The organism is Acidovorax sp. BoFeN1, from assembly GCF_003345135.1.
Taxonomy (GTDB): Bacteria; Pseudomonadota; Gammaproteobacteria; order Burkholderiales; family Burkholderiaceae_C; genus Acidovorax; species Acidovorax defluvii.
On record NZ_QOZT01000013.1, the window covers coordinates 1 to 26,623 of the forward strand.

Below are 26,623 nucleotides of genomic sequence, written 5' to 3' on the forward strand. Positions count from 1 at the left end.
CCCCCACACAACGCGCCAGCCAAAACCCGCCGAACCGCCCCGGCGCCGCGCCGCGCCAGCCTGCGCATTCACGATCTGCACGACCTGGCCAGCGTGGCCCGCCTCTTGCGCGAGGAGCACGAACGCGCCCAAGCACAGGCCAAGGCCCACCGCGAGGCCGCTGCACGGCTGGAGGCCGAGCGCCATCTGTTCAGCCGCAGCGTCGGGCCGGTGACCTCGCTGCGCAATCCCAACCTGGCGCGCCTGCGGCATCGCCTGCCCCCACCGCTGCCCGTGCAACACTGGCTGGACGAAGAGCGCGTGCTGCTCGAATCCATCAGCGACGATTTCGATGTGAGCACCCTGCTCGACACCGACGACCAGCTCAGCTTTCGCCGCCCCGGCATTGGCGTGGAAGTGACGCGCCGCCTGCGCTCTGGCCACTGGAGCATCCAGCGCCAGCTCGACCTGCACGGCCTGCGCGTGGACGAGGCGCGCGAGGCCCTGGGCCAATTCATCCGCCACGCGCACAAGACGGGGCTGCGCTGCGTGCGCGTGGTGCATGGCAAGGGTCTGGGATCACCGGGCAAAAGCCCCGTGCTCAAAAGCCGGGTGCAGCGCTGGCTGGTACAAAAAAACGAGGTGCTGGCCTTTGTGCAGGCACGGCCCATGGATGGCGGCGCGGGGGCACTGGTGGTGCTGCTCAAGCCCGTGAATCAAAGAAATACATAGCAAAATAGCCGCTAGCGCATGCTGTATATGCACTAGCAGCTATTTATTTAATAGCAAACACCCGCCATGCCACCGGAAACGGGCTGCCTGCCTTCGCTTGCGGCCGCTATGCCGGGGACAGGCTATTTGGACAGGTCAATGCCGTACTTGGACGTGCCCTTGCCCAAGCCATCATCGGCCGCCAGCAGCGACACGTTGGTCAGGCCTGCCGCCTGCGCCACGCTGAGCGCATTGGCGCCCGAGCTGAACACCACCGGGCCGGCCGTTGTCGCCTTGGCAAAGCGCCAGCTTTTGGCTGCGCCATTGGTGGCGCGGGTCACCGTGGGGTTCTTGCGGATGTAGTCGATCACCACGTCGCGGTTGGCATCCGGCGAAGCCCAGATGGAGCCCGAGCCGTCGAGCTTGTCGATAAAGCTCTTGCCGCTGGTGGCGCGGTAGTTGTTGGTGGCGATCACGAACTCCTGCGCCACGTCAATCGGCTTGCCCAGGTAGGTCAGGCTCTTGATGCGGCTGCCCACGGGCTGGGTCACGTCGATCTCGTACTGCAGGTCGGGCGTGGTGAACATGTCGAAGTTGTAGCCCGGGAAGGTGCTGATGAGCGACTGCTCGGTGGTCTTGGCCGGGTCGATCTGGTTGAAGCGCTTGGCAGCGGCTTCCAGCCAGTTCTTGATGTCGCCGCCATTCACCTTTACGGCATACACCGTGTTGGGGTAGAGGTACAGATCCGCCGCGTTGTTGATGGCCAGCGGGCCCACGGCCACGTCGGTGTAGTCAGCCCCGCCCTGAAAACCGCTCTTGAACGGCGCACTGACCGACAGCACCGGCAGCGCCGCATATTGCGGCAGGCTGGCCTTGATGTAGGCGGCCACATAGGCCTGCTGCGCCTGGTTGACGATCTGGATGGCGCCGGGGTCGCCCACGTCAGCAAACAGCGTGCTCATGCGGAAGTCGGTGCTGCCAATGGGTGTCTTCACATATTGGATAGCGGCCTGGTGCTGCGTTTCGATCAGCTGCGCCACGGCGGCATCGGGCTCCACGTAAACGGTGGCGCCGGCAGCGTTTTTGCTTTGGGTGTTGCGCAGCTCGCTCTTGCTGGCGGTTTTGTTGACCACCCATTTGCTGCCATCCCATTGCAGGGCGAGCTGGATCACGCCCAGCGACTTGCCCCACGAGCTGGCCATGACGGCGGGCACGCCATTGATGGTGCCTGCCTTGTTGTCCACGCCGGCCTGCCGGTATGCGGGCGTGGCCGCCGTGTCGGGGAACACGCTGTGCTGGTGCCCCATCACCATGGCGTCAATGCCCGCCACTTTGGACAGGTGCAGGCCCGGGTTCTCCATGGTGGGCGAGTAGGCGGCGCTGTCGAGCCCGCCGTGCAGCAGCGCCACCACCACGTCGGCGCCCTTGGCGCGCAGCTCGGGCACATATTTCGTAGCGGCCTCTACGGCGCCTTCGGTGTAAACCTTGCCTTCGAGGTAGCGCTTGTCCCAGTTCATGATGCCGGGGGTGGTGAAACCGATCACGCCCACCTTGATGGGCAGCTTCACTTCCTTGCCGTCGGCGCCCTTGGCGGTCAAGGTGCGCTCCAGAATGGTGTAGGGCTGCACCAGCGGCTTTTTGGTCTTGCTGCTGTAGACGTTGGCCAGCGCCATGGGAAAGCCCGCACCGGCGCATTTCTTGGTGGCATCGACGCCTTCCACATCCAGGCCGCCGCCCAGCACCTGGTTCAAAAAGGGCAGGCCGTAGTTGAACTCGTGGTTGCCCAGCGTGCCGGCATCAAAACCCAGCGCGCCCATGGCCTTGTACATCGACAGCTGCTGCGTGCAAGGGATGGGGCTGATGGTGGCCTCGTAGTCGGCCAGCGCGGTGCCCTGGATGGTGTCGCCGTTGTCCACCAGCAACGTGTTGGCGAACTCCTTGCGCGCGGCGCGCACCAGCGTGGCGGTGCGCTCGAAGCCATACGACTTGTCTTCGGCGAGCTTGAAATAGTCGTAGCTGCGCACGTTGAAATGCAGATCGGTCGTCTCCAGCACGGCCAGCGTGGCTGTGGCGCCCGCATTGGCGGAGCCATCGTCGTCACTGCCGCCACAGGCTGCAAGGCTGACCGCCAGGGCCAGCGCGCCAAAGCGGACCACGCGGCGCGAAATACGGGTCGGTTGGCAAAAAGAGGGTTCCAGCATGAACAAGCCCAAAGGTTGAAGAAGGGGCTGAGTGTGTGGAGGGCGTTTGACAGGCATGTGACGCATACCGGCTCGCCCGGTGCTGGCAGCTGCTGCCCACCACGGCACCCGCCCCCCAGGCCCCGGGTGATACTGCGTAAGCAATCCGGCAAATCTCTGGCGCCCCAACCCATTCGTCGCCTATGCTGTGCACACCAGCCACCTCCCTCAGCCCCATCTCTTTCGCACCATGAGCACCCCAGAAAAATCCGTCGTTTACGGCACCGAAGATCTGCTGATCAGCCTGTGCAATTCAGTTACCCGCGTCCTGACCGTGGCCACGCACAGCCATATTCACTATTCCGGCATGGTGCAGCGCATCAGCAAAACCTGCCTTAAACCCGACATTGGCTGCTTTGTGCTGTTTGATGGCGGCTTCTCGGGCTTGGTGATCATCAATTTCTCGGCCTCTGCCGCCATGGAGCTGTACCAGAGCTATCTGCTGAACATGGGCATGTCGAAAGAAGACCTGGTCACGTCGTACACCTCGGACGAAGTGAGCAACGTGATGGGCGAACTCATGAACCAGGTGGTAGGCGACTTCACCGGCAAGGTGCGGCGAGAACTGCAGACCCACATCACGCAAAACCAGCCCAAGATGCTGGTGCTGAACAAGCAGGTGATGCTGAGCGTGGACGCCAACCTGGACAAACCCGAGGCCCGGCGCGTTACCTTCTACACCGGCAACAACAACATCTTCTATCTGGAGTTGGCCATCGACCATACCGAGTTCATCAAACTGTATGACTTCGAGCCACAGGAAACCCCCGACCCCGACGCACTGATGGCGCAGACCCGCGCAGACGCAGACGCGGAAGTGCCCCTGCCTCCCGTGCCCTCCAGCGACACCGACGAACTGCTCAGGTCACTGGGCATGTGAAGCCGCGGATCATCGGCACACGCGAGACGGCCATGTTGGAAGCCAACAGCGTGCAGCACGCAGCGGCGCTGGCAGGCGGCTAGAATATGTGGCTTCCCTCCCGGAGACTTGGGTGAGTGGTTTAAACCAGCAGTCTTGAAAACTGCCGACGGGCAACCGTCCGTGAGTTCGAATCTCACAGTCTCCGCCGCAGGCCCAGTATTCATGCGGGTTTCAAGGCAATTTTCCTCTGCTACCCCCATGCAACCCGCCAAAACCAAAACAAGTTGAAGCAAGCGCAAAAAAGCCCCAGCGATGGGGCTTTGTTGTTTCTCTCAGTTGGGTCATGGCATCCGGATGCCAGACCAGCCCACTTTGCGGCCATCGAACGCATGTGCGCAAAACGATGAATGACAAGCTACAACATTGACACGCTTACGTCACAGATTTGTCGCACGATCGGTAGCTCTCTTCTCAGATCTCCCATCGTTTGATCACCTACAACCCACGATCAATCACGGCAATACTGCCAGCCAGACCCAGTGGTAATTTTCAGCGACTGCAGTGGATCAGCATTGCGGCCTTGGTGATCGTGCTGGCCTTGATCTGGCTATTGACTTGGCAGCGTTTGCAAGCCGAAGAGGCCTTGCTGGAGAAAAACGCCGAGCTTCAGCAGCGTAGTCTGGCGGCCATCATTGCTGAAAATCTGGCCCAGGTGGTGGACCGCGGTCGATTGATGGCGGTTACCGCAAACTATGGCGCGGACGGCGATAACTCACGCGCATCCGCTCGATTGACGTCGATGCTGGCGTCAGATCGAACTTTTCTCAGGCTTGCTTTGTATGACAACGCGCTGAGTCGATTGAGTTCGTCGTCCCCGTTTGTGGACAGCCCTGAAATCAAGACATTTCTTCAGTTGGCCGACAACCCTACGGACGCCCTTCTCGCAACAGACTCGGATGTCCAGGTGGGTCCGCTCCTCAAAGAAAATGCATGGCAAGTCCCACTGTTGATTTCCTCGCACCATGGCTATACCCCTCGTTCGGGCTACCTGCTTGCCATGCTGGATCTTGGTTATTTTCTGCAGCTCTATCGCAATATCGACATTGGGGCCACGGGATCCATCTATATCCTGGGGCTTGATGGCACTGAAATCGCCGAGGCGCGCCCCGAAGGGCTGTCCCTGAGCCAGGAGCCCCGCCACCTGCCTCAATTTGCACCGATCCAATATCCCAATGGCCTGTGGCGGGGCGCCATCCCCGGTTCAGAGGGGAAGCAATTGGCCAGTTTTCAGCGGGTGGAGAAAGCACCATTCATCGTGGTGGTCAGTCGCGGCATGCAGGAAATTCGCGCAAGCCATGGCGGCAACAGTCTGCGCTCCTGGGGAACCCTTGGCTCACTCAGCATCATCCTGATGGGCGCCATGTGGGGGTTGGTGCGCAGCACCCGCCACCAGCAGACGCTCCTGGAAGCGTTGCGCACATCCGATGAAGAAAAGCATGGACTGATCCTGCGCCTGGAGAGCGAAAAGGCTCGGGCGATGACGCTGGCGTCACACGACCATTTGACGGGCTTGCACAACCGCCGGATGTTCAATGAGCTCGCCGCAAGCCATCTGGAAGGGGCGCAGCGCAGCCGCAAGCACTACATGCTGATGTACCTGGATCTCGACCGATTCAAGCTCATCAATGACTCGCTGGGGCACCATGTCGGCGACAAACTGCTGCATGCCGTCAGTGAGCGCCTCCGGTCCAGCGTGCGCAGTGCCGATGTTGTGGGTCGCATGGGTGGAGATGAGTTTGCGGTGCTGGTCACAGGCGTTGAGCACGCGCAAGACATGGACGTCCTTGCGTCGAAGCTGGTGGCGCAGCTCAGCCTCCCCTATCCGGATATCGATGGCCACGAGATTCAGGTCAGCCCCAGTGTCGGCATAGCGTGCTTTCCGCGGGATGGCCACGACGTTACGACGCTGTGCCGGCATGCGGATGCCGCAATGTACGAGTCCAAACGCATGGGGCGTGGGCGATTTACCTATTACGACGCCAGCCTCAATCCTTCACATGACCGGGTTCTGCAGCTAGAGCGTCAACTCCCCAAAGCCATCGAAAACAATGAACTGGTGCTCCACTTCCAGCCCAAAGTGGATTTGGTGAATTATCAAATCTCAGGCATGGAAGCGCTGGTGCGATGGCAGCATCCAGAACATGGGCTGGTGTATCCCAACGACTTCATCGCAATGGCTGAAAAATCCGGCCTGATCGTTCAGCTGGGAGACTGGGTCATGCAGGCATGCTGCGCTCAGCAAGCCCGGTGGAAAGCCCAAGGCATACCGCTGGTGCCATTGGCGTTCAACGTTTCACCCATGCAATTGCGTGACGGCAGCCTGGCGGCAAAGATTACGCAGTTGCTGCAGAACCATGGCTTGAGCCCCTGCGATCTGGAGATAGAGATTACCGAAAGCTGCCTGGTTGAACCAATAAACCAGGCTGTCAAGGTTCTGGAGGATCTTCGGCAACTGGGCATTCGCATCGGTCTGGATGATTTTGGCAGCGGGTTTTCAAGCCTGAGCCAGATACGGGACCTGCCTATCAGCACCATCAAGATCGATCGGTCGTTCATTGACGGCATTCGCAGCAACACCGACGTGGGCGTGATCGTCACATCGATCATTACGCTCGCGCACGGATTGCAGATGCGGGTTGTCGCTGAAGGCGTCGAACTGATGGATCAATTGGTTCAGCTCAAGATGGCAGGATGCGACGAGGTGCAGGGCTACTTCCTGAGCAGGCCGGTGCCCGGCGCCGAGGCCGAGAAACTTCTGCTCCAAACCACCATTATTCCGACATGAATGTATTGCTCATTGCCATCGTGTGTTTGGTTGGGCTTCTTGTGCCCTCACTCGTGGCTGCGTCAGAGGCCGCTTGTGATGATCCCCGCGTTCTGCGCTTTGCCTTGATACCCAAAACCAATGCGCAAAAGCAGCAGCAAGAATTCAGGCCACTGCAGGTCGAGCTGGAAAAAGCACTGCAGCGACGCGTAGAGATCACAACAGCCCCCTCCTACGGAGCGGTCATCGAGGGGTTGCTGAACGACAGTATCGATCTTGCCGAGCTGGGCCCGGCGTCCTACGCCATGCTGCTGGATCGCAAGGCCTCTGTGAGCCCGTTTGCTGCACTGTCCAGCGCGGGACCAGCCGGTGCCAACGTGCTCGGAACTTACCGGTCCATCCTGATTGTGCGGTCTGCCCGGGGGTTGGCTGGAGTCAGCGACCTGCGCAACAAATCGCTCAGCCTGACAGACCCTGCCAGCACCTCTGGCAATCTGGTTCCAAGACGTTTCATCCAACAGCAGACGGGCCAGAGTATCGAGAGCTACTTTGGTCGCATCACATTTGCTGGATCACATGACCGATCCATTGAAGCGGTCCGCAAGGGCATGGTGGATGCGGGGTTTGTCTCCAGAACACGCTACGACGAGGCCCTGACGGCCGGGCGCGTTGGCCCCGACGATCTGGCCGTGCTCTGGCAATCAGAGCCACTGCCGCAGGACCCTTTCGTCTTGCGCAATCGTCTTTGCAAAACCGTGGTGGAGAAGATTCACCGCGTCTTTTTCAACACCGAACCTTTGCGCGCCATGCTGCAAGCCAGAGGCGCCGAACGATTCATACCGGTTACCAACGCAGACTACCAGGTGATCCGGGACATGTTTTCGGAGCGATGAGCCGCCATAAAGCCGACCGCCATGTGTTCATGCGCGAGAGGAGTGACCACTCGGCCGCCAGGCATTGACGATCGCCACCAGTGACAGCATCACAGGCACCTCGACCAGTACACCGACCACCGTGGCGAGGGCGGCGCCAGAGTTGAGACCAAAAAGCGAAATGGCCACAGCCACTGCCAGCTCAAAGAAGTTGGATGTGCCAATAAGACAGGCTGGGCCGGCCACATCGTGGGGAAGCTTGAGCAGCTTTGCGCCCCACCAGGTGATAAAGAAAATGCCGTAGGTTTGCAAAATTAGCGGGATGGCAATCAGGCCGATCACAGCAGGTCTCTCAACAATGGTGCCCGCCTGAAAACCAAACAACAGCACCACCGTTGCAATGAGGCCCACGATGGACCAGGGCTTGAGCCGCGCCACAAACGCGCCCACCGCCAAAGGTGACCGCCTGGCCAGCAAATGGCGTGTGGCCATTCCAGCCGCCAGGGGCAGCACCACATACAACACGGTGGACAGAACCAGGGTCTCCCAGGGCACGGTGACGTTGGTCACACCGAGCAAAAATGCGGCGATGGGAGCAAAAGCCACCACCATCACCAGATCGTTCACCGAAACCTGCACCAGCGTGTAGTTGGCGTCGCCTTTGACGAGCTGGCTCCACACAAACACCATGGCGGTACAAGGCGCAACGCCCAGCAAAATCATGCCGGCGATGTATTCGCTGGCCGATTGGGGGTCTACCCAGGGCGCGAAAAGGTATTGAAAGAACAGGACACCCAGCGCGGCCATGGTGAACGGTTTGATGAGCCAATTGACCACCAGTGTCAGCAGCAGCCCTTGCGGCTTCTTGCCCACGTCCTTGATGGCGGCCCAGTCGATCTGGATCATCATCGGATAAATCATCACCCAGATGAACACTGCAACCACCAGGTTGACCTGCGCGATCTCCAGGCCTGCGACGGCCTGGAAGAATCCTGGAAGAACCAGCCCCAGCCCCACGCCTGCAGCAATGCCCAGCGCAACCCAGATCGTCAAATACCGTTCAAACAGTCCCATGGTGGACTACCTCTTTCAAAGGAAAAGGCCTGGACCGTTGAAAGTCCAGGCCCGTCAAAATGTGGATGTCTCAGTCTGTGGTTTGTCCAATGTGGACAAGCTCTTTTTGCAGCGACAGTTTGTCGAGCTTGTCGATGGGCAGGCTCAGGAAGAGCGAGATGCGGCGACTCATGAGGATAAACGCGTCTTTGAACGCTTTGTTCACTGCGTCTTCATCGCCTTGCACCGCCGCCGGGTCTTCGACGCCCCAGTGCGCCGACATCGGCTGGCCTGGCCAGATGGGGCACACCTCACCGGCGGCCTTGTCGCAAACCGTCAGCACGTAATCCATGACCGGCGCATTGGGGGCCGCAAACTCGTCCCAGTTTTTGCTGCGCAAGCCCTCCGTCGAAAACCGGTTTCTTTGCAATAGATCCAGCGCATGCGGGTTGACCTGGCCAGCGGGGTGGCTGCCAGCGCTGAATGCACGGAATTTCCCCTCACCCTTCTGGTTCAGGATGGCCTCGGCGAGGATGCTGCGCGCGGAGTTGTGCGTGCAGATGAAGAGTACGTTGTAGACGCGGTTTGACATGTGAATAGCCACTTTCAGCAGCAACGGTGGAGGGGTAGAGGGAATGAGGTGGGCAGCTTTCAAGCCGTAGCCGGTGTTTTATGCGCGGTGGTCACCGGCAAAGCCAGCGTCACCAGCCAGCAAATGGCCAGCATCACGGCAGACCCGATGAGGGCGTAAAGAAGCCCGCCCCACTGGTACAGCAGGCCGGACATCAGCGTGCCCATGAAGCGCCCAAGGGCGTTGGCAGCGTAGTAAAAGCCCACGTCCTCGGCAGCCTTTTCAGAGCCCGCGTAGGCCAGGATGAGGTACGAGTGAACCGACGAGTTGACGGCGAATGCAAAGCCAAACACACCCAGGCCGCCCACGACCACCCACTCCAAATAGGGCGCCTGCATGGCCACCGCTAAGGCAATGGCCACAGGAACCACCGCCAAAATAGCCGACCACAGCCGTGCGGCGGGCACTTCGGTGCTCAGGCCGTCCTGGCTGCGTTTGACCAGTTGCGGCGCCATGGCCTGCACCAGACCATAGCCAATGGTCCAGGTCGCCAGAAAGCCGCCCACCATGGTGAATGTCCAACCCTGCGAATACAGAAACACCGGCACACCCACCACAAACCAGACATCGCGCGCGCCAAACAGCACCACGCGGGCGGCAGCCAAGGCATTGATGCCCGCGTTCTTGGCGAACAGCTCCTTGGCCGATTTGGATGCTTTGCTTTTGCCCATCATGGTGGGCAGCGAGGTGACCACCCCCACCAGCACCAGCGCCAGCAGCGCGGCCATGGCCCACAGCGCGTGGCGAAAGCCCAGCGCCTCCAGCAGCAAGCCACCCAAAAAGAAACCCACACCCTTCATGGCGTTCTTGCTGCCCGTAAACCAGGCGACCCACTTGAACAGCTGGCCAGCACCCTGCTCTTGGGCCTGCGCCGAGGTGACCTTGATGGCGGATTTGCTGGCGGTTTTGGTCAAATCCTTGGCCACGCCGCAAATGCCCTGCGCCAGCACCACCCAGGCCACCGACATGGCTACCGACCACTCGGGGTTGAGTTGCGCCAGCAAGGTAAAGCCGATGATTTGCGTCACCAGCCCCACCGTCAGCATGCGCGTGATGCCGTAGCGCGTGGCCAGCCAGCCACCAATCAGGTTGGCCAGCACGCCGGCTGCTTCATAGAGCAAAAACAGAAACGCCAGCGTGAACGGCGAATACCCCAGGCGATAAAAGTGCAGCAGCACCAGCATGCGCAGTGCGCCATCGGTGAGCGTGAAGCCCCAATAGGCTGCGGTGACGATGGCGTAGTTGCGCGTGGCGTGGTTGTGCTGCATTTCAAACACCCACGTCGCGCATGTGGCAGGCCAGGTCGACCATGCGGCAGGCATAGCCCATTTCGTTGTCGTACCAGGCGTACACCTTCAAGAGCGTGCCGTCGGTGACCATGGTGGACAACGCATCGACGATGGAACTGCGCGTGTCGCGGGCGTAGTCGGCGCTCACCAGCGGCAGCTCTTCGTAGCCCAGAATGCCCGACAGATAAGACGATGCGGCTTGCTGGAACAGTGCATTCACTTCCTCGGCCGTGGTTTCGCGCTGCAGTTCAAACACGCAATCGGTGAGTGACGCATTGAGCACCGGGGCGCGCACCGCGTGGCCGTTGAGCTTGCCCTTGAGCTCTGGGTATATCAGCGCAATGGCGGTGGCGCTGCCGGTGGACGTGGGTGCCAGGCTTCCCATGGCACTGCGGGCACGGCGCAGGTCTTTGTGTGGCGCGTCCACCACCACGTTGGTGTTGGTCGGGTTGTGGATGGTGGTGATTTGTCCGTGACGGATGCCCAGCTGCTCGTGCACCACTTTCACCACCGGTGCCAGGCAGTTGGTGGTGCACGACGCCGCCGTGACGATGCGGTTTTTGGCAGGGTCGTACAGCTGGTGGTTCACGCCGACCACGATGTTGAGCACGTCGCCCACCTTCACCGGCGCGGCCACAATGACGCGCTTGGCGCCGCGGTCCAGGTGACCCTGAATGGTTTCGAGCGTCAAGAATTTGCCGGTGCATTCCAGCACCACGTCTACGCCCAGATCGCCCCAGAGGATGTCTGCCGCCGTGGGGTGCGCGCTGAACGAGAGCCGCTGGGCGCCGATGGTGATGGCGTTGTCGCCCTCGGCGGCAATGCGCTCGCGCCACTTGCCCTGCACCGTGTCAAACGCCAGCAGGTGGGCGGTGGCTGCAGCGCCGCCTTTGATTTCGTTCAGGTGCACCACTTCCAGGCGGTTGCCGCCGCGCGGGTCGTCCAGCGGGCGCTCGGCGGCGCCCATGGCCGCGCGCAGCGCCAGACGGCCAATGCGGCCCATTCCGTTGATACCGACTTTCATGACACGCTTTCTTTTATTAATTCTATATTCATTGAAATATTGCATTATTCAATGACAGATGGATGACAGATCGTTGGAGTGACTGCGCAACTGCGCAAGCCACACCCCCAACGGCAACCTCGTTCAGAGACGCTTCAGCATTGGCCCGGAGCGCAGCACGCCGCTGCGGCCTTGTCGCGGCCCGGCACGGCCGCGCGTGCGGCGGCGGGCGCACAGCATGCACCGACTTCGGGGGTTTTGCCCGGCTCGTTGAACACCGGAATATTGCCCAGCGTGTGGAAATGCTCCCAGGCAATGCCTTGGGGATCGGTGATCCAGTGCTTTTCGCTGCGGGCATAGCAGCAGCTGGTGGCACCTTCGTCCAGCAGCGCCATGTCGGCCGATTCGGCGCGGGCTTTCAACTGCGCCAGCTCGGCGGCGTCGTCCACCTGAAAACCCAGGTGATCCAGCCCCGGCGTGTCGCCCCGGGTAGAGATCGCAAAGTTCACGCGCGGGTCGTCCAGCATCCACTTGGCGTAGTCCGCTTCAACGCGCGCCGGCTCGGCGGCAAACAGCCGCGAATAAAACGCAATGCTCTGGGCAAGATCATCGACATGGATGTGAACGTGGAATCGCTTCATGGTGGTCTCCTTGATTTTCAGCAAGCGCAGGACGTTGCCTGGGGCGCCAGACAGTCAGCGCCCTGGCAACAGTTTTCGGTCAGAAAGCCCAGCAACTCGTTCATGGTGGTGATGGATGCGCGGTAAATCAGGTTGCGACCCTGGCGCTCCTGGCTCACCAGGTTTGAATGGGTGAGCTCTTTCAGATGGAACGACAGGGTGTTGGGGGCCACATCCAGCAGCTCTGCCAGTGCACCGGGCGTAAGCCCCTCGGTGCCGGCCACGACCAGCGCACGAAACACCCTCAGGCGCACCTCCTGGGCCAGGGCGGCGAGCGAACGGACAGCGTCAATTTCAGTCATGCAGCAACTATACAATGATTGTTGAATTATTGTAAAGTACCGCCATTGGCGCCTTGCACCTTCACCACCTGCGCGCACTTTTCACGAATCCCATGCCCACACCCATCGCCCTTCTGGATCAGCCCACCAAGTACCTTTTCTTCACAGGCAAGGGCGGCGTGGGTAAAACCTCGGTTTCCACTGCCGTGTCGATCGGGCTGGCAGACGCGGGCAAAAAGGTACTGCTGGTCAGCACGGATGCCGCCTCCAACCTCGATGAAATGCTGGGCATCGAGTTGAGCAACCAGCCGGTGGCGGTGCCCGGCGTGCCCGGCCTGCAGGTGCTCAACATCGACCCCGATGCCGCGGCCGTGGATTACCGTGCGCGCGTGGTGGGGCAGATGGGCCCGCAGGCCAGCGACCAGGACATTGCCACGGTGCGCGAGCAGTTGTCTGGCGCGTGCACAACCGAAATCGCCACGTTTGACGAATTTTCCAGCCTCCTGTCGCACGGCGGTGCCGCCTATGACCACGTCGTGTTCGACACGGCCCCCACGGGGCACACGCTCAGGCTGCTGAGCCTGCCCAAGGCCTGGAGCGGTTTTCTGGAAGGCAACGACCGCGGTGCATCCTGCCTGGGGCCGCACTCGGGCCTGAAAATGCAAGAGCAGCTTTTCAACGCAGCCCTGGCCGCACTCAACGACGCCACGCAAACCACCGTGGTGCTGGTAGCCCGGCCCGATAAAGGCGCGCTGGATGAGGCGGCCCGCACCTCGGATGAGCTGCGCGCGCTGGGCCTGACGAACCAGCGGCTGGTGGTGAACGCCGTGTTCCATCGCACCCATGCAGACGACCCGATTGCCACGGCCATCGAGGCACTGGGGCGCAAAGCGCTCGACGAGATGCCCGCTGCGTTGCGCTGCCTGGTGGCCGACCACATTCCACTGCGGGCAGTGGACTCGGTGGGTTTGCCTGCACTGCGCGGACTGCTGGCCTCAAAACCCACAGCGGCAACGGGCGCAGCCACCCCCGCAGCGCCCGCCATGGACCACCACAAGCTGTCCGAGCTGGTGGCCGAGCTGGCGCAGGGTGAGCGCGGCCTGATCATGGTCATGGGCAAAGGCGGGGTGGGCAAAACCACCATTGCCGCCGCCATTGCACTGGGGCTGGTTCACCAGGGAAAGTCCGTGCACCTGACGACGACCGACCCTGCTGCGCACCTGGCCGTCACACTGAACGGAGAGGTGCCAGGGCTTAGCGTAGGCCGCATCGACCCGCAGGCCGAAACGCAGAAATACGTGGACAAGATTGTGGCCGCCCGCTCGGCCACCCTGACCGAGGACGAGAAAGCGCTGCTCATCGAAGACCTGCGCTCGCCCTGCACCGAAGAAGTGGCGGTGTTCCACGCCTTCTCGCATGTGGTGTCGCAGGCCCGAAGCGCGTTTGTGGTGATGGACACCGCGCCCACGGGCCACTCTTTGCTGCTGATGGATGCCACCGGCGCCTACCACCGCCAGATGGTGCGCGAATTTGAAGGCAAAGCCGCCGGGCGCATCGTGACGCCGCTGATGCGGCTGCAAGACGCCGACTACACCAAGATCATCCTGGTCACGCTGCCCGAAGCCACCCCGGTGTCGCAGGCTGTTGCGCTACAGGACGACTTGCGCCGGGCCCAGATTGAGCCCTATGCCTGGGTCGTCAACAAATCACTGCTGGCTACCGGCACGGGCGACCCCTTGCTGCAAGCGCGCCTCCATAGCGAGCGCCAGCAGATGGAGCGGGTGGCCGAACACACGCGCCACGACGTGCTGGTGGTGCCATGGACGGCGGAGCCCCCCATTGGCATCAGCGCGCTCGAAAAGCTGCTGGGCTGATGCGGCGGCACCAACCCTGAGCATCCTCCACGTTCTGCGCCGCGGCCTACCCCGCTTTATTTCGCCGGATCGTTGCCACCCACCAGCAGCGCACCCACCGCAAGCCCCACGGCAAACGACCCATAAACCGCCGCAAGAGACCGATGCGACAGACGGTGTTCGAAGCCGGGCGTGAGCCGCTCCGGGGTTAGTTGAAAATCCACGAAACAGGCTGCCGCACTGGTGGCCATGCTGCCAGCCAGCACGGCGCCCGGGTTGCGGGCTGCCGGTCGCCCATGCAGCGCCGCGGCAAACAGCGCCCCCCAAAATACGGACGCCCCATGGTGGGTGAGGTAACCCAGCAGCGTGTGTTTGATATCGGTCTGCCGGAAATACAGAGCTTCTTCGCGCCAATACCAGTGGCTCACGGCATTGATGGGCGCCGCCGAACTTCCGGTTTCCCGCCGGCCGCACACCATGAGTGCAGCGGCCGAAAAAAGGCTCGCCACGGTCCCCGCCGTCAAGGCCCGCGTTATGGTGGATCGGAGTGCCGGTGTCATGGCCACAGTTTCACTGAATCCGCCGACGGGTCTGTAGGACGCAAGCGAAGGAACCCGCCCCTGTTGCAAAGCCGCTTTGCGGCACCTCCGCTCCCGCTGTGTTCCACCAGTGGAACGGACAATCCAGCCAGCACCCGTTACCTGTGGTGACAGCCACGGCACCCTGCGCACGCTATTGATCCGGCGGGAATTATTCATGAGGCCGCATAGGCGACATGCTTGTCGCCAAAGTACTTCCGGACCCGCTCTGGCGTGTTCTCCAACATCGTCATGTGTTCTGTCGCCGCCGCGCGCAGCTTGGCCTTGGTTCGCACCGGAACCTTGCTGCCAATCGCATGCTTCAAATCGGCATTGAGCCGCTCCTCTGGGTTGAGTTCGGGGCTATAGCTGGGCAGGTAGAACAACTCAATGTCCTCTTTGCGCTGGGCCGACCACTCCTTGACAGGCTTGCTGTGGTGCACCCTCAGGTTGTCCAGAATCAGGAATATCTTCTTGCCCTGTGACTCCTTGATCAAGGCCTGCATGAACTCGATCAGTTTGTCTGAATTGAACGCCTCGTCAATGATCATCCAGCGCGTTTTGCCCTGGTTTGTGACGGTGGCAATCATGGAGAGTTTTTGCCGTGTGCCACCCACTGCCCGCGTCACCGGCGTCTGGCCTGCTGGTGCATAACTTCTGCCACGCACATCTGTGTTGACCAAGGCCGTTTCATCACCCCAATGGATCTCTGCGCCTTCACGCTTGGCCCTGGCCTCGATGGCGGGGTATTCATCTTCGAGCCAGGCCTGGACGGCCTCAGGCCTCTGCTCGTAGGCTTTTTTGATCGGCTTTTGCGGCGTAAAACCCCAGCGCGCCAGATAGTCGCCCACCGCCCGCACGGATAGCTTGAGCCCCAGGTCGCGTTCGATGAGTTCGCGCACTGCGGGCCGACTCCAAAGGGCGAACTCCATCTTGATCTGCTCTGGGCGCTTGTCGATGATGGTCATTCGAATGACGCGCTCTTGCTCAGCGCTCAGGCTGCGTCCACTGCCCAGCTTCTTTCCCCTGGCGTTAGGCTTGAGTGCAGCCGCCCCGCCTTGCTCGAACAGGCGCAGTGCAGTGTTGACCCCAGACCAACTGAGCCCAGTTTGCTCAACGATCTGCATCACGCCAACACCTTTTCGATGCAAGCGGATGACCTGCTTGCGACGCTCATGCAGTACTTCCCGCGACTGCTTGCGTGCATCTTCTTTTTCCATGAACTTTGGAGTCATGAAATCAATACAAGTTCATGAATAAATCATGCCTGGTCTATAAGGTAGCCCCTCCAACGGCGTGCCACGCCACCGATTCCTCCAGGAGACAACAATGCAGATGCCCCGAGCCCTCACCCTGTCCACCAGCCTGACCGCTGGCCTGTGCGCCGCTTTGCTGGCGGGCTGCGCGGGCATGCAAAGTGGCGCGGGTACAGCGGGAGCAGGTGGGATGGGCGGGACTGCGGGAGCCACGGGCGCGGCGCCTGCATCGGTGGGCCCCGGGCCGCGCGGCGGCGTGTGCAATGCGGCGCCCGCGCAGGGGGTGATTGGCAAGCAGGGCACCCCGTCGGTGATTGAAAAGGCCCGGGTGGCCTCGGGTGCGGCCATGGCCCGCCTGCTGCATCCCCGCCAGGTGGTGACGCTGGAGTTCAACGCCGAGCGCCTGAACCTGGTGGTGGACGGCAAAGGGCGGATTACGGCGGTGCGCTGCGGCTGAACAGGCGCCGCGGCCACCTGCACGATGGCGGCTGTCTTCACCTTTTTGCTCATATTTTAATAGCTGTTTGCGCTTTACCAATAAGCGCTAGAGCCATATTTGATGCATATTCTTTGACCAGCAGTGACGGCATTTCGCCCTGGTCTTGCGCCGGTCAGTCGGCCAAAAAGAGCGCCTGCAGATCGTTCAAGAAATCAAACCCGCGCTCAGTGGGGCGCACACGGGCCATGTCGCGGGTGATCAGGCCCTTGCGCTCGGCCTCGTCCAGCGCCTTGGCAATGGCGGTGACGGGCAGCCCGGTGCGCTCTACAAAATCCTGCAAGGCAAAACCCTCGCGCAGGCGCAGCGCATTGAGCATGTATTCAAACGGCAGGTCGGCCCGGCGCACGTCCTCGTCCTGCGCCAGGGCACGGCCTGCCAGCGCGTTGTCCATGTAGAGATGCGGATCGCGAAAACGCGTCTGGCGCACCACGCGGTGGGCAAAGCTGAGCTTGCTGTGCGCGCCCGCGCCCAGCCCCAGGTAGTCGCCAAATTGCCAGTAGTTGGTGTTGTGAAAACACGCATGGCCTGGCCGGGCGTAGGCCGATATCTCATAGCGCGCCAGCCCCGCCTGGCCCGTCATCTCGGTGATGCGGTCCAGCATGGCGTAGGCATCATCGTCCGGTGGAATGGCGGGCGGAAACTTGGCGAAGTAGGTGTTGGGCTCGATGGTGAGGTGGTAGATGGAGATGTGCGGCGGCGCCAGCGCCAGCGCGGTGGCCATGTCCTGCTCCAGCTCTTGCAGCGTCTGGCCAGGCAGCGCATACATGATGTCGAGGTTGAAGGTATCGAAGGCCTGCGCCGCCTCCTGCACAGCGGCCAGCGCCTGCGCGCGGTCGTGCACGCGGCCCAGGGCCTTCAGGTGCCGGTCGTTAAAACTTTGCACGCCCACCGACAGGCGCGTGACGCCGGCCGCGCGGAAGGCGTGAAACCGGTCTTTTTCGAAGGTGCCGGGGTTGGCCTCCAGGGTGATTTCGCAATCGGCCGCCAGCGGCAGGCGCGCGCGAATGTCGCCGATCAGGCGGTCGATGGACTGCGGCGAAAACAGGCTGGGCGTGCCGCCGCCGATGAAGATGCTGTGCACGCTGCGGCCCCACACCAGGGGCAGCGCCGCCTCCAGATCAGCCATCAGGGCATCAAGGTAGCGGGCCTCGGGCAACGCATTGCCCGCCCCGTCCACTTCGCGCCACTCGTGCGAGTTGAAATCGCAATACGGGCATTTCTTCAGGCACCAGGGCAGGTGCACATACAGGGCCAGCGGCGGCAGGCTGGTGAGCTGCAGCACCCCCGGGCGCATGTAGTGCTGGATGTCGCGCACCTGCGCGGGCGCGGCCTCAGCAGCGGGAACGATGGGGATGGAAACTGCCATGGTGAATTCAGAACCAGCGCTCGCGCATCAGCGCCAGCATCTGCTGCGCCGCACGGCCCCGGTGGCTGTGGGCGTTTTTGACCTCGGTGGGCAGCTCGGCAAAGGTCTGACCGAATTCGGGGATGTACATCACGGGGTCGAACCCGAAGCCGTTGCTGCCGCGCGGCGCACGCGTGATTTCGCCCACTACGCGGCCCACGGCGATCAGGGGCTCGGGGTCTTGCGGGCTGCGCACGGCGACCAGGGTGCTGACCATGGCGGCACGGCGGTTGTCCTGGCCCTGCATCTGCTCCAGCAGGGCACGCACGTTGGTGTCGTCGCCTTTTTCGTAGCCAAACTGCGTGGCGTAGTAGGCGGTGTCCACCCCGGGCAGACCACCAAAGGCATCCACGCACAGGCCTGCGTCGTCGGCCAGCGCAGGCAGGCCGGTGTGCGCGCTGGCAAAGCGCGCCTTGGCCAGGGCGTTTTCAACAAAGGTGCGGTGCGGCTCTTCGGCCTCGCCCACGCCCAGGTCGGCCTGGCGCACCAGCTCGATGCCCAGGGGCACCAGCATGGCCTGCAGCTCGGCAAGTTTGCCGCGGTTGTTGGATGCGAGAACCAGTTTCATAGTCAAAATGGCTTGTAGCGCTTATGGATAAAGCGCAAGCAGCTATTATTTTAATAGCGATTGTTGTTGCAGACCCACCAGCTCGGCGATGCCCTTGTCGGCCAGCGCCAGCAGCTGGTCCATCTCGGCGCGGGTGAAGGCCACGCCCTCGGCCGTGCCCTGCACTTCCACGAAATGGCCAGCGCCCGTCATCACCACATTCATGTCGGTGTCGCAGCCCACGTCTTCCACATATTCCAGATCCAGCAGCGGTGTGCCCTGCACGATGCCCACCGAAATGGCGGCCACGGGCCCCAGGATGGGTGTCGCCGTGATTTTGCCGTCGGCCAGTAGCTGGTTGACCGCGTCCTGCGCCGCCACCCACGCGCCGGTGATGGCAGCAGTGCGCGTGCCCCCATCGGCCTGGATCACATCGCAGTCGAGCTGGATGGTGCGCTCACCCAGCAGCTTCAGATCAAACACCGCCCGCAGCGAGCGGCCGATCAGGCGCTGGATCTCCTGCGTGCGGCCGCTTTGCTTGCCCTTGGCCGCCTCGCGGTCGCTGCGCTTGTGCGTGGCGCGGGGCAGCATGCCGTATTCGGCCGTGACCCAGCCTTCGCCGGTGCCGCGCTGGTGCGGCGGCACTTTTTCTTCCACTGAAGCCGTACACAGCACCTTGGTGTTGCCAAACTCAATCAGCACCGAGCCCTCGGCATGCATGGTGTAGTGGCGGGTGATGCGCACGGGGCGCAGTTGGTCAGTGGCGCGGCCGCCGGTGCGAGTAAAGGTGGTCATGTAAATCAGAAGTTAGAAGGCAGTGGACCCTGGGGGCTGCGGCTGGTTCCAAAAGCCTGGAAGGGGGCGGCACAGCGATCTCGCTGAGTAATCGCGGCTGCAATTTTCATCGCGCCGCCCAACTCGGCAGCCGCAAGCAAGGCCAGGGGCGGTAACGCCGCGCAATGCCATGCGGTCAGCCTCTCAAGCCTTGCGTGCAGCCGAACGCCGGATGGCTTCGTTGATCTCGGCAATCGAGCGCTCGATGGCGGCGTCATCCAGGTCATCGACCAGTCCATCCAGGGGCCCGGCCTGAATGGTCGAGGCGAAGACATCGTCACTGATGCTGTCGGTCGAAACACCTTGCGTGGAATCGAAGGTATCGGGGGTTTCCCACTCGAGCGCCACCACGGTCACGTTGTCGCTGCTCTCGCCTGCCTTGCGCAGGGCGGCCTCGACCAAGTCGGGCACCGCGTTCGACACGGTCTGCTGGCTCAGCTCGGTGGCAATGTCTTCGTCACTGAGCGTGCCCCACAGGCCGTCCGAGCACAGCAAAATGCGGTCGCCCTGCTCCAGGTGCACGGGCCCGGTACTGTCGTAAATGGGCTTGGTGGGCGAACCCAGGCAGGTGAACAGCACATTGCGGTTGATGCGGTCCAGGCCCGGCGGCGGCGCATTGCGCAGCTCCAGATAGGAATGGTCGCGCGTGCGGGTCAGCAGCTCGCCACCGCGCACCATGTACAGGCGCGAGTCACCGCAGTGAATCCACGAAGCCGCGCCCGCTTGCACCACGGCTGCCACCAGCGTGGTGCGCGGTGTGTCGAGCATGCCTTTTTCGGTGGCATAGCGCAGGATCTGGTGGTGCGCCGCCAGCAGGGCAGACGACAGGAACTCCTGCACGTTCTCCAGCTGCGGCTTGGCCTGGCGCTGGAACAGCGCCGAGATGGTTTGCAGCGCAATCTGCGCGGCCACTTCGCCCTCAGGGTGCCCGCCCATGCCGTCCGCCAGCACAAACAGGCCCGATTCGCGCGTGTAGCAGTAGCCCATGCGGTCTTCGTTCTTCTCGCGCCCGCCGCGGCGGCTGATCTGGAATATCGAAAACTTCATAGTGACTCGCGCAAACAAGGATGCGCAAAGGCATCGTAAATGACCATGCAGCTTGCCCGAACCCGCTTTGCGTGGGTCGTGCTCATTTGGGCTTGGCTCCGATGCCGGTGGCATCACCCACCTTTTGCACATTCTTCTTGGTGTCGGACACCAGGGTGTCGAGCTGCAGCCGCATCTTTTCGGCCACCGAAAGCTTGGTGTAGCGGCGCTCGCCCTCGCGGCTGAGCTCTTTTTGCAGCGCAAAAACCGACTGCGGACGCGAGAGCGGATCGAGCGCCATGCACCACTCCACCACCTCGATGAGGTTGTCCGAATACACGCCGCGCAACTTGGTCAGCGCCAGCGACAGGCGATCTTTCTCGATGCGCTGGGGCGCCTCGTTGGGCGGAAAGCCCTGCATGCAGGCGTAAATGCAGGCGCCAACGGCATAAATATCGGTCCACGGGCCCATGGACGAGTCGCGCCGGTACATCTCGGGTGCAGCAAAGCCGGGGGTGTACATGGGACGAATGAAGTTGCCCTCTTTGGACAGCACTTCGCGCGCCGCGCCAAAGTCGATCATCACGGCCTTGTTGTCGTCGGTGATGAAAATGTTGGCAGGCTTGATATCAAGGTGCAGCATCTTGTGCTGGTGCACGATACGCAGGCCGCGCAACACCTCGTCAAACAGTGAACGGATGGTGGATTCGCGAAACACCTTTTGCGTCTTCAGATCGCGCGCGGTGATGATGAAATCCTGCAGGGTGGCGCCCTCCAGGTAGTTCATCACCATGTAGACGGTTTCGTTCTCGCGAAAGAAATTGAGCACGCTCACCACCGAGGCGTGCGAGATCTGCGCCAGCGAACGGCCTTCTTCAAAGAAGCTTTTGAGGCCCAGGCGGTACAGCGAGAGCTTTTCGGGGGGCACCTTGGGCAGCAGCTCCCCAGGCGCACGCGTGGCCAGGGAAGAAGGCAGGTATTCCTTGATAGCGATCTGCTGGCCTTCGGCGTCGAGCGCCAGATAGACCACACCAAAGCCGCCGGAAGACAATCGGCGTACCACGCGGTAGCCCCCAATGACGGTATCGGGCGGCAATGGCGCCGGCTTGATTTTTGACATATTTTGCGAAGATGACCCGGGTATAGAGCGGAACCCGGATAATCACCGGATCGCAAGCAACCATCAAAAAAGTCCAATGCCAGTTTACAGCATGACCGGATACGCCAGCGCACAGCATGGCGCCTCTGCCACTGGCGCTGAAACCGACGCCCGCGCCCCCCAGGCCCGCCGGCTGGGGCTCGAAATCCGCTCGGTGAACAGCCGTTTTCTGGACCTGTCGTTCCGTCTTCCCGACGAACTGCGCGCCCTGGAACCCGTGTTGCGCAGCATGCTGACCGCACAGCTCAAGCGCGGCAAGGTGGAAGTGCGTGCCGCGCTCGAAAACGACGATGGCAACAGCCTCCAGGACCCGGCACCCCGCCTGCTGCAACGCATCAACTCATTGCAGGACGCCGTGAAGGCCTGGCTCCCCCAAGCCGCCCCCCTCACCGTTGCAGACGCGCTGCGCCTGTGCGCCAACGCCAGCAGCGGCCCCGAGGACTGGAGCGAAGCCGTGCCGCCCCTGGCGGAGCAGGCACTCGCACAATTGCTGGCGGCACGCGCCCGCGAAGGCGAGCGCCTGGCGGCCATGCTGCACGACCGGCTCGGTCAGTTGCGCACCCTGGCGCAACAGGCTGGCCCCATGGTGCCCCTGCTGGTCGAACAGCAACGCCAGCGCTTCATGGAGCGCTGGAAAGAGGCCATGGCCCTGACCGACGGCTCCACCCTTCCAGAAGCCGCACGCGACCGCGCACTCACCGAGGCAACAGCCTTTGCCATCCGCATCGACGTGGCCGAAGAAATCACCCGCCTGAACTCGCATCTGGACGAGATCGAGCGCTTGCTCCAAAAAGGCGGCGAAGTGGGCAAACGCCTGGATTTCCTCATCCAGGAGTTGCACCGCGAGGCCAACACCCTGGGCTCCAAATCGGCGGCCCTGGACCTCACGCGCATCAGCGTCGACATGAAAGTGTTGATCGAGCAGATGCGCGAGCAAGTGCAAAATATCGAATAACGCTCTTTTTTTGATAGCACCCAGCGGATATCACCCATGGATTACCCAGGAAATCTCTTTGTAGTGGCAGCCCCCAGCGGCGCCGGCAAATCCAGTCTGGTCAAGGCCCTTCTCGAACTCGACTCCCACGTTCACCCGTCCATCTCGCACACCACACGCCCTCCCCGCGGGCAGGAAAAACATGGCCGCGAGTATTTTTTCGCATCCGAGCCTGAGTTCGACGCCATGGTGCAAGGCAACGCTTTCGTGGAATGGGCCATGGTGCATGGCAACCGTTACGGCACCTCCAAAAAAGCCATCGAAGAACGCATCGCACAGGGGTCGGACGTGATCCTGGAAATCGACTTCCAGGGCGCACTCCAGATCAAGAAGGCGTTTGCCAACGCCATCCTCGTGTTCATCCTGCCGCCCAGCTGGGAAGAGCTGCGCTCGCGCCTGGAGCGCCGGGGCGAAGACTCGGCAGATGTCATCGAAGTGCGCCTCAAGAACGCAGCCATTGAGATGGCCCAGGTGAGCAAATTCGACTTCGTTATAATCAATGAGTTGTTTGAGCGCGCGCTTTTCGACCTGAAAGCCGTAGTTCACGCCCAGCGACTCAAGTACGCCGCTCAGCGCCGCGCCCGTGCTGACACCTTCCAGTCGCTCAATATCACCTGATTCCCGGAGAATACCGATGGCACGCATCACCGTAGAAGACTGTCTGGAAAAGATTCCCAATCGTTTCCAGCTCGTGCTGGCCGCCACATACCGCGCCCGCATGCTGAGCCAGGGTCACGCCCCGCGCATCGAAAGCCGCAACAAGCCCGCCGTAACGGCGCTGCGCGAAATCGCCGAAGGCAAAGTTGGCCTGGAAATGCTGAAGAAGGTTCCCGGTTGATCTTTTCGACTGGCAACTTGAACAAAAGGCACCGCACAGCGGTGCTTTTTTTTGCGCCTCGGGTATCTCATGCGCCACCGCGCTACATTTAAGGGATGAACGCGGTGCTCAATTCATATTCTGCAACGCAGATTCGGCCCGGCGAAGCCCCCGCTTCGGGCACGGTCAGTGCGTCAGCGGCCGCTGCCAATGCAGCGGCGGCCAGCTTTGCCTCACTGACAGACAATCTTGACTACCTCGACCCAGCCAGCATCGAGCTGGTGCGGCAAGCCTATCGCTTTGCCGACGAGGCGCACCTGGGTCAGCTGCGCAACAGCGGTGAGCCCTATATCACCCACCCCATTGCGGTGGCGGCACTTTGCGCCACCTGGAAGCTCGACGCCCAGGCATTGATGGCGGCGCTGCTGCACGATGCCATGGAAGATTGCGGCGTAACCAAGGCCGACCTGATCGATCGTTTCGGTGCCCCGGTCGCCGAACTCGTGGATGGACTCACCAAGCTCGACAAGCTTCAGTTCAATACACGCGAGGAAAACCAGGCCGAGTCCTTCCGCAAGATGCTGCTGGCGATGGCGCGCGATGTTCGCGTGATTTTGATCAAGCTGGCAGATCGCACACACAATATGCGCACGCTGGCAGACATGCCGCGCAGCAAATGGGGTCGAATTTCTTCTGAGACGCTGGAGATTTATGCACCGATTGCCCACCGGCTGGGCTTGAATCAGACGTATCGCGAATTGCAGGATCTTTCGTTCCGGTATTTGCATCCGTGGCGTTATCAAACCCTGTCGAAGGCCATCAACAAGTCGCGCAACCGGCGGCGGGATCTGGTGCAAAAGGTGCAAGCGGAAGTGGATGCTGCGTTCTCCCGCATTGGCATGCCGGTTCGTCTTGCCGGACGTGAAAAAACCCTATACGCCATCTACCAGAAGATGGACCTCAAGCACCTGAGCTTTGCCCAGGTCACTGATATGTATGGCTTTCGGGTGATTGTTACCAGCATCACCGACTGCTACACCGCTTTGGGCATCCTGCACCAGATGTTCAAGCCCGTGCCCGGAAAGTTCAAAGACCACATTGCCATTCCCAAGCTCAATGGGTATCAGTCGCTGCACACCACGCTGGTAGGTCCCTCGGGCGTGAACATCGAGTTCCAGATGCGCACCGATGAAATGCACGTTATCGCCGAGGCAGGCGTTGCGGCCCATTGGCTCTACAAGGCTCAGGACAGCGAAGGTAATGCGGCCGAGAGGCTGGGGACCAAATGGCTTCAGTCGCTGCTGGACATCCAGAACGAAACCCGTGATGCCGCTGAATTCTGGGACCACGTCAAGGTCGACCTGTTCCCTGATGCGGTGTATGTCTTCACGCCCAAGAGCCAGATCATGGCCTTGCCGCGCGGCGCCACCGTGGTGGATTTTGCTTATGCCATCCATAGCAATGTGGGTGACCGCACCACGGCAGGCAAGATCAACAATGAACTGGTACCACTGCGCACCGAACTGAAAAATGGCGACGTGGTGGAGATCATCACCGCCCCTATCTCCACGCCCAATCCGGCATGGCTGGGGTTTGTGCGCACGGGCCGTGCACGGTCCAAGATTCGGCACTACCTCAAGACTCTGGCACAAACCGAATCGGAAGGTCTGGGCGAAAAGTTGCTGACGCAAGCCCTGCGTGCAGAAGGGCTGGTCAGCCTCCCGCCCATGGATACGGAAACCCAGCCCATGTGGGACAAACTGCTTCGCTTCACGGGGAACCGTTCGCGCAGCGAATTGATGACAGACCTGGGGCTGGGCAAGCGCATAGCTAGCATAGTCGCTAAGCGACTCATGGTTCTGATGTCCGAGCACGGCCACCGGCCCGATGCGCTGCTGATGACCCGAGAGCGATACACATCCCACGAAAAACTGTCCCAAGGCGCTGTGACTCTGGATGGAAGCGAAAACGCTTCGGTCCAGTACGCACACTGCTGCCGCCCCGTCCCCGGCGACAGCATCGTGGGTTACCTGGGCCGTGGAGAAGGTTTGGTGGTCCACAATGCGCATTGCAGCGTCGCCAAGCGGCTGCAACACAAGGACAGCGAGCGCTTCATCGCGGTGGACTGGTCGGATGAACCCTCTCGCATGTTCGAGACCGGGGTGGTTGTTACCGTGACCAACGGCAAAGGGGTACTGGCACGCGTGGCGTCAGAACTGGCCAACTCGGAAGCCGATATAACCCATGTGGACATGGACGACGAGGTAGCACTTGACACCACGGACCTGCGCTTCGTGGTGGCAGTGCGGGATCAGGCCCATCTCGAATCAGCATTGCGCGGATTGCGACGCACACAGGCTGTGATCAGAGCGTCTCGAATCATTCCCCAAGCCTGAACTGTGGGCCCGGCAAGGTGAAGGTGACCGGTTCAGACCCCGCTTTGCCAAGGCTTATCAGGATACTGAACATCCATCACCTCCAGCCGATGCATACCTCCAGGGGCAGCCAGTGAAATTTCGTCACCCACCCTGGACTTCAGGAGTGCACGCGCTACCGGTGACATCCAGCTCACTTGGCCGTGGCCGCTTTCAGCCTCATCTATCCCCAGTATGGTGATTGTCCGCTCCACGCTGTCGTCTTCCAGGTAAGTAACGGTTGCACCAAAAAATACCTGATCGCTTCCATGGTGGATGGCTGGCTCGACGATCTCTGCAATCTCTAGTCGCTTGGTCAGAAATCTGATGCGCCGGTCAATTTCGCGCAACCTTTTTTTGCCGTAGAGGTAGTCCCCATTCTCGGAGCGATCCCCATTGCTGGCCGCCCAATGGACGATCTCCACGATCTTCGGACGCTCCGTGTCAATCAACTCCAACAGCTCCGAGCGCAACCGAGCATAACCTTGGGGGGTGATGTAGTTCTTCCCACCAACTGGGAGCGGCTGCGACACAAGATCGTCGTCGGTATCGGCGTCGGTTTCCTTGGTAAAAGCTTTGTTCATGGCGAAGTGTTACCCGCAAAACGAAAAGCAATCCACAAATGAAAAAGCCTGCAACTTTTCAGTTGCAGGCTTTAAACATTGGTGCGGCTGGCAGGAATCGAACCCACGACCCCTTGGTTCGTAGCCAAGTACTCTATCCAGCTGAGCTACAGCCGCTAAGCTTTGAATTATAGCACGAAAATCAGAGCGATCCAAAATTCTCACTATTTTTTGATTGATGCTTGCATCGTCT

General features: G+C 61.4%; 25 protein-coding genes and 2 tRNA genes. 11 read left to right on the plus strand and 16 right to left on the minus strand.

What is annotated here, in order from left to right:
* Window positions 1–60: 60 nt before the first annotated feature.
* A complete protein-coding gene (locus DTW89_RS05150) occupies window positions 61–711 on the plus strand; it encodes a Smr/MutS family protein (protein ID WP_024814269.1) in 651 nt (216 codons plus the stop codon).
* A 122-nt stretch (window positions 712–833) separates the two neighbouring features.
* On the opposite strand, the gene DTW89_RS05155 is transcribed toward DTW89_RS05150, so the two are convergent.
* The gene (locus tag DTW89_RS05155) at window positions 834–2,891 is read right to left on the minus strand and encodes a bifunctional 2',3'-cyclic-nucleotide 2'-phosphodiesterase/3'-nucleotidase (RefSeq protein WP_114655196.1); all 2,058 of its coding nucleotides are present in this window, start codon (window positions 2,889–2,891) and stop codon (window positions 834–836) included.
* Between the two features lie 229 nt (window positions 2,892–3,120).
* On the opposite strand from DTW89_RS05155, the gene DTW89_RS05160 reads away from it, so the two are divergent.
* The 4 genes from DTW89_RS05160 to DTW89_RS05175 all read left to right on the plus strand — a co-directional run bounded on the left by DTW89_RS05160 (window position 3,121) and on the right by DTW89_RS05175 (window position 7,509).
* The gene (locus DTW89_RS05160; RefSeq protein ID WP_114655155.1) at window positions 3,121–3,810 is read left to right on the plus strand and encodes a DUF3334 family protein; all 690 of its coding nucleotides are present in this window, start codon (window positions 3,121–3,123) and stop codon (window positions 3,808–3,810) included.
* Window positions 3,811–3,912: 102 nt separating this feature from the next.
* A tRNA-Ser gene (locus DTW89_RS05165) sits at window positions 3,913–3,997 on the plus strand.
* 282 nt (window positions 3,998–4,279) lie between these two features.
* Window positions 4,280–6,637, plus strand: a complete 2,358-nt coding sequence (locus DTW89_RS19655) for a putative bifunctional diguanylate cyclase/phosphodiesterase (protein ID WP_236637038.1) — start codon at window positions 4,280–4,282, stop codon at window positions 6,635–6,637.
* A gap of 5 nt (window positions 6,638–6,642) precedes the next feature.
* A complete protein-coding gene (locus DTW89_RS05175; RefSeq protein ID WP_161555625.1) occupies window positions 6,643–7,509 on the plus strand; it encodes a phosphate/phosphite/phosphonate ABC transporter substrate-binding protein in 867 nt (288 codons plus the stop codon).
* Between the two features lie 27 nt (window positions 7,510–7,536).
* Here DTW89_RS05175 and arsB read toward each other — a convergent pair whose 3' ends face one another.
* The 6 genes from arsB to DTW89_RS05205 form a co-directional block, all read right to left on the minus strand.
* Window positions 7,537–8,562 (minus strand): ACR3 family arsenite efflux transporter, encoded by a 1,026-nt coding sequence (gene arsB / locus DTW89_RS05180; RefSeq protein ID WP_114655157.1) that lies wholly within the window; start codon window positions 8,560–8,562, stop codon window positions 7,537–7,539.
* A 70-nt stretch (window positions 8,563–8,632) separates the two neighbouring features.
* Entirely contained in the window at window positions 8,633–9,133 is a 501-nt protein-coding gene (locus DTW89_RS05185; RefSeq protein ID WP_024814265.1) for an arsenate reductase ArsC, read from the minus strand.
* Between the two features lie 59 nt (window positions 9,134–9,192).
* Complete coding sequence (gene arsJ, locus DTW89_RS05190) at window positions 9,193–10,440, minus strand: organoarsenical effux MFS transporter ArsJ (RefSeq protein WP_201740949.1); 1,248 nt, start codon at window positions 10,438–10,440, stop codon at window positions 9,193–9,195.
* A gap of 1 nt (window position 10,441) precedes the next feature.
* Entirely contained in the window at window positions 10,442–11,485 is a 1,044-nt protein-coding gene (locus tag DTW89_RS05195; protein WP_114655159.1) for an ArsJ-associated glyceraldehyde-3-phosphate dehydrogenase, read from the minus strand.
* 134 nt (window positions 11,486–11,619) lie between these two features.
* Complete coding sequence (locus tag DTW89_RS05200) at window positions 11,620–12,105, minus strand: ArsI/CadI family heavy metal resistance metalloenzyme (protein ID WP_024814262.1); 486 nt, start codon at window positions 12,103–12,105, stop codon at window positions 11,620–11,622.
* Window positions 12,106–12,122: 17 nt separating this feature from the next.
* Window positions 12,123–12,446: an ArsR/SmtB family transcription factor gene (locus DTW89_RS05205; protein ID WP_114655160.1), complete on the minus strand. Its 324-nt coding sequence runs from the start codon at window positions 12,444–12,446 to the stop codon at window positions 12,123–12,125.
* 92 nt (window positions 12,447–12,538) lie between these two features.
* Here DTW89_RS05205 and arsA point away from each other — a divergent pair, with 92 nt between their 5' ends.
* Window positions 12,539–14,299, plus strand: a complete 1,761-nt coding sequence (gene arsA, locus DTW89_RS05210; protein ID WP_114655161.1) for an arsenical pump-driving ATPase — start codon at window positions 12,539–12,541, stop codon at window positions 14,297–14,299.
* Between the two features lie 56 nt (window positions 14,300–14,355).
* Here the strand turns inward: arsA and DTW89_RS05215 are convergent, their stop codons facing one another.
* Both DTW89_RS05215 and DTW89_RS05220 read right to left on the minus strand, forming a co-directional pair.
* Window positions 14,356–14,787, minus strand: a complete 432-nt coding sequence (locus DTW89_RS05215) for a hypothetical protein (protein WP_236637039.1) — start codon at window positions 14,785–14,787, stop codon at window positions 14,356–14,358.
* Between the two features lie 245 nt (window positions 14,788–15,032).
* Complete coding sequence (locus DTW89_RS05220) at window positions 15,033–16,076, minus strand: IS630 family transposase (RefSeq protein ID WP_012435376.1); 1,044 nt, start codon at window positions 16,074–16,076, stop codon at window positions 15,033–15,035.
* 109 nt (window positions 16,077–16,185) lie between these two features.
* Here DTW89_RS05220 and DTW89_RS05225 point away from each other — a divergent pair, with 109 nt between their 5' ends.
* Entirely contained in the window at window positions 16,186–16,569 is a 384-nt protein-coding gene (locus DTW89_RS05225) for an I78 family peptidase inhibitor (RefSeq protein ID WP_201740950.1), read from the plus strand.
* Between the two features lie 154 nt (window positions 16,570–16,723).
* Here the strand turns inward: DTW89_RS05225 and hemW are convergent, their stop codons facing one another.
* The 5 genes from hemW to DTW89_RS05250 all read right to left on the minus strand — a co-directional run bounded on the left by hemW (window position 16,724) and on the right by DTW89_RS05250 (window position 21,543).
* A complete protein-coding gene (gene hemW / locus DTW89_RS05230; RefSeq protein WP_114655163.1) occupies window positions 16,724–17,977 on the minus strand; it encodes a radical SAM family heme chaperone HemW in 1,254 nt (417 codons plus the stop codon).
* A 7-nt stretch (window positions 17,978–17,984) separates the two neighbouring features.
* Window positions 17,985–18,584, minus strand: coding sequence for an RdgB/HAM1 family non-canonical purine NTP pyrophosphatase (gene rdgB, locus DTW89_RS05235; protein WP_114655164.1), 600 nt, complete (start codon window positions 18,582–18,584; stop codon window positions 17,985–17,987).
* Between the two features lie 45 nt (window positions 18,585–18,629).
* Window positions 18,630–19,358 carry a ribonuclease PH gene (gene rph, locus DTW89_RS05240; protein ID WP_114655165.1) on the minus strand — a complete coding sequence of 243 codons (729 nt, stop codon included), beginning with the start codon at window positions 19,356–19,358 and terminating at the stop codon, window positions 18,630–18,632.
* A gap of 183 nt (window positions 19,359–19,541) precedes the next feature.
* Window positions 19,542–20,444 carry a PP2C family protein-serine/threonine phosphatase gene (locus tag DTW89_RS05245; protein WP_114655166.1) on the minus strand — a complete coding sequence of 301 codons (903 nt, stop codon included), beginning with the start codon at window positions 20,442–20,444 and terminating at the stop codon, window positions 19,542–19,544.
* Between the two features lie 82 nt (window positions 20,445–20,526).
* The gene (locus DTW89_RS05250; protein ID WP_024814253.1) at window positions 20,527–21,543 is read right to left on the minus strand and encodes a serine/threonine protein kinase; all 1,017 of its coding nucleotides are present in this window, start codon (window positions 21,541–21,543) and stop codon (window positions 20,527–20,529) included.
* Window positions 21,544–21,619: 76 nt separating this feature from the next.
* Here DTW89_RS05250 and DTW89_RS05255 point away from each other — a divergent pair, with 76 nt between their 5' ends.
* The 4 genes from DTW89_RS05255 (at window position 21,620) to DTW89_RS05270 (ending at window position 25,789) form a co-directional block, all read left to right on the plus strand.
* Window positions 21,620–22,537 carry a YicC/YloC family endoribonuclease gene (locus DTW89_RS05255; RefSeq protein WP_201740951.1) on the plus strand — a complete coding sequence of 306 codons (918 nt, stop codon included), beginning with the start codon at window positions 21,620–21,622 and terminating at the stop codon, window positions 22,535–22,537.
* A 36-nt stretch (window positions 22,538–22,573) separates the two neighbouring features.
* Window positions 22,574–23,194 (plus strand): guanylate kinase, encoded by a 621-nt coding sequence (gene gmk / locus DTW89_RS05260; protein ID WP_024814251.1) that lies wholly within the window; start codon window positions 22,574–22,576, stop codon window positions 23,192–23,194.
* Window positions 23,195–23,210: 16 nt separating this feature from the next.
* The gene (rpoZ, locus tag DTW89_RS05265) at window positions 23,211–23,414 is read left to right on the plus strand and encodes a DNA-directed RNA polymerase subunit omega (protein ID WP_005794722.1); all 204 of its coding nucleotides are present in this window, start codon (window positions 23,211–23,213) and stop codon (window positions 23,412–23,414) included.
* Between the two features lie 95 nt (window positions 23,415–23,509).
* Window positions 23,510–25,789, plus strand: a complete 2,280-nt coding sequence (locus tag DTW89_RS05270; RefSeq protein WP_114655167.1) for a RelA/SpoT family protein — start codon at window positions 23,510–23,512, stop codon at window positions 25,787–25,789.
* Between the two features lie 32 nt (window positions 25,790–25,821).
* Here the strand turns inward: DTW89_RS05270 and greB are convergent, their stop codons facing one another.
* On the minus strand, window positions 25,822–26,391 hold the full coding sequence (greB, locus tag DTW89_RS05275) for a transcription elongation factor GreB (protein WP_024814249.1): 570 nt from the start codon (window positions 26,389–26,391) through the stop codon (window positions 25,822–25,824).
* 79 nt (window positions 26,392–26,470) lie between these two features.
* Window positions 26,471–26,547: transfer RNA gene (locus DTW89_RS05280), tRNA-Arg, on the minus strand.
* Between the last annotated feature and the right edge of the window lie 76 nt (window positions 26,548–26,623).

What these genes read in the sequence shown, in the direction of transcription:
- hemW (WP_114655163.1), bottom strand. Translation starts at nt 17,977, where the DNA reads ATGGCAGTTTCCATCCCCATCGTTCCCGCTGCTGAGGCCGCGCCCGCG.
- DTW89_RS05255 (WP_201740951.1), top strand. Translation starts at nt 21,620, where the DNA reads ATGCCAGTTTACAGCATGACCGGATACGCCAGCGCACAGCATGGCGCC.
- DTW89_RS05220 (WP_012435376.1), bottom strand. Translation starts at nt 16,076, where the DNA reads ATGGAAAAAGAAGATGCACGCAAGCAGTCGCGGGAAGTACTGCATGAG.
- DTW89_RS05185 (WP_024814265.1), bottom strand. Translation starts at nt 9,133, where the DNA reads ATGTCAAACCGCGTCTACAACGTACTCTTCATCTGCACGCACAACTCC.
- rdgB (WP_114655164.1), bottom strand. Translation starts at nt 18,584, where the DNA reads ATGAAACTGGTTCTCGCATCCAACAACCGCGGCAAACTTGCCGAGCTG.
- rpoZ (WP_005794722.1), top strand. Translation starts at nt 23,211, where the DNA reads ATGGCACGCATCACCGTAGAAGACTGTCTGGAAAAGATTCCCAATCGT.
- DTW89_RS05155 (WP_114655196.1), bottom strand. Translation starts at nt 2,891, where the DNA reads ATGCTGGAACCCTCTTTTTGCCAACCGACCCGTATTTCGCGCCGCGTG.
- arsB (WP_114655157.1), bottom strand. Translation starts at nt 8,562, where the DNA reads ATGGGACTGTTTGAACGGTATTTGACGATCTGGGTTGCGCTGGGCATT.
- DTW89_RS05205 (WP_114655160.1), bottom strand. Translation starts at nt 12,446, where the DNA reads ATGACTGAAATTGACGCTGTCCGTTCGCTCGCCGCCCTGGCCCAGGAG.
- DTW89_RS05200 (WP_024814262.1), bottom strand. Translation starts at nt 12,105, where the DNA reads ATGAAGCGATTCCACGTTCACATCCATGTCGATGATCTTGCCCAGAGC.
- DTW89_RS05250 (WP_024814253.1), bottom strand. Translation starts at nt 21,543, where the DNA reads ATGTCAAAAATCAAGCCGGCGCCATTGCCGCCCGATACCGTCATTGGG.
- arsA (WP_114655161.1), top strand. Translation starts at nt 12,539, where the DNA reads ATGCCCACACCCATCGCCCTTCTGGATCAGCCCACCAAGTACCTTTTC.
- greB (WP_024814249.1), bottom strand. Translation starts at nt 26,391, where the DNA reads ATGAACAAAGCTTTTACCAAGGAAACCGACGCCGATACCGACGACGAT.
- arsJ (WP_201740949.1), bottom strand. Translation starts at nt 10,440, where the DNA reads ATGCAGCACAACCACGCCACGCGCAACTACGCCATCGTCACCGCAGCC.
- gmk (WP_024814251.1), top strand. Translation starts at nt 22,574, where the DNA reads ATGGATTACCCAGGAAATCTCTTTGTAGTGGCAGCCCCCAGCGGCGCC.
- DTW89_RS05160 (WP_114655155.1), top strand. Translation starts at nt 3,121, where the DNA reads ATGAGCACCCCAGAAAAATCCGTCGTTTACGGCACCGAAGATCTGCTG.
- DTW89_RS05270 (WP_114655167.1), top strand. Translation starts at nt 23,510, where the DNA reads ATGAACGCGGTGCTCAATTCATATTCTGCAACGCAGATTCGGCCCGGC.
- DTW89_RS05245 (WP_114655166.1), bottom strand. Translation starts at nt 20,444, where the DNA reads ATGAAGTTTTCGATATTCCAGATCAGCCGCCGCGGCGGGCGCGAGAAG.
- rph (WP_114655165.1), bottom strand. Translation starts at nt 19,358, where the DNA reads ATGACCACCTTTACTCGCACCGGCGGCCGCGCCACTGACCAACTGCGC.
- DTW89_RS05225 (WP_201740950.1), top strand. Translation starts at nt 16,186, where the DNA reads ATGCAGATGCCCCGAGCCCTCACCCTGTCCACCAGCCTGACCGCTGGC.
- DTW89_RS05195 (WP_114655159.1), bottom strand. Translation starts at nt 11,485, where the DNA reads ATGAAAGTCGGTATCAACGGAATGGGCCGCATTGGCCGTCTGGCGCTG.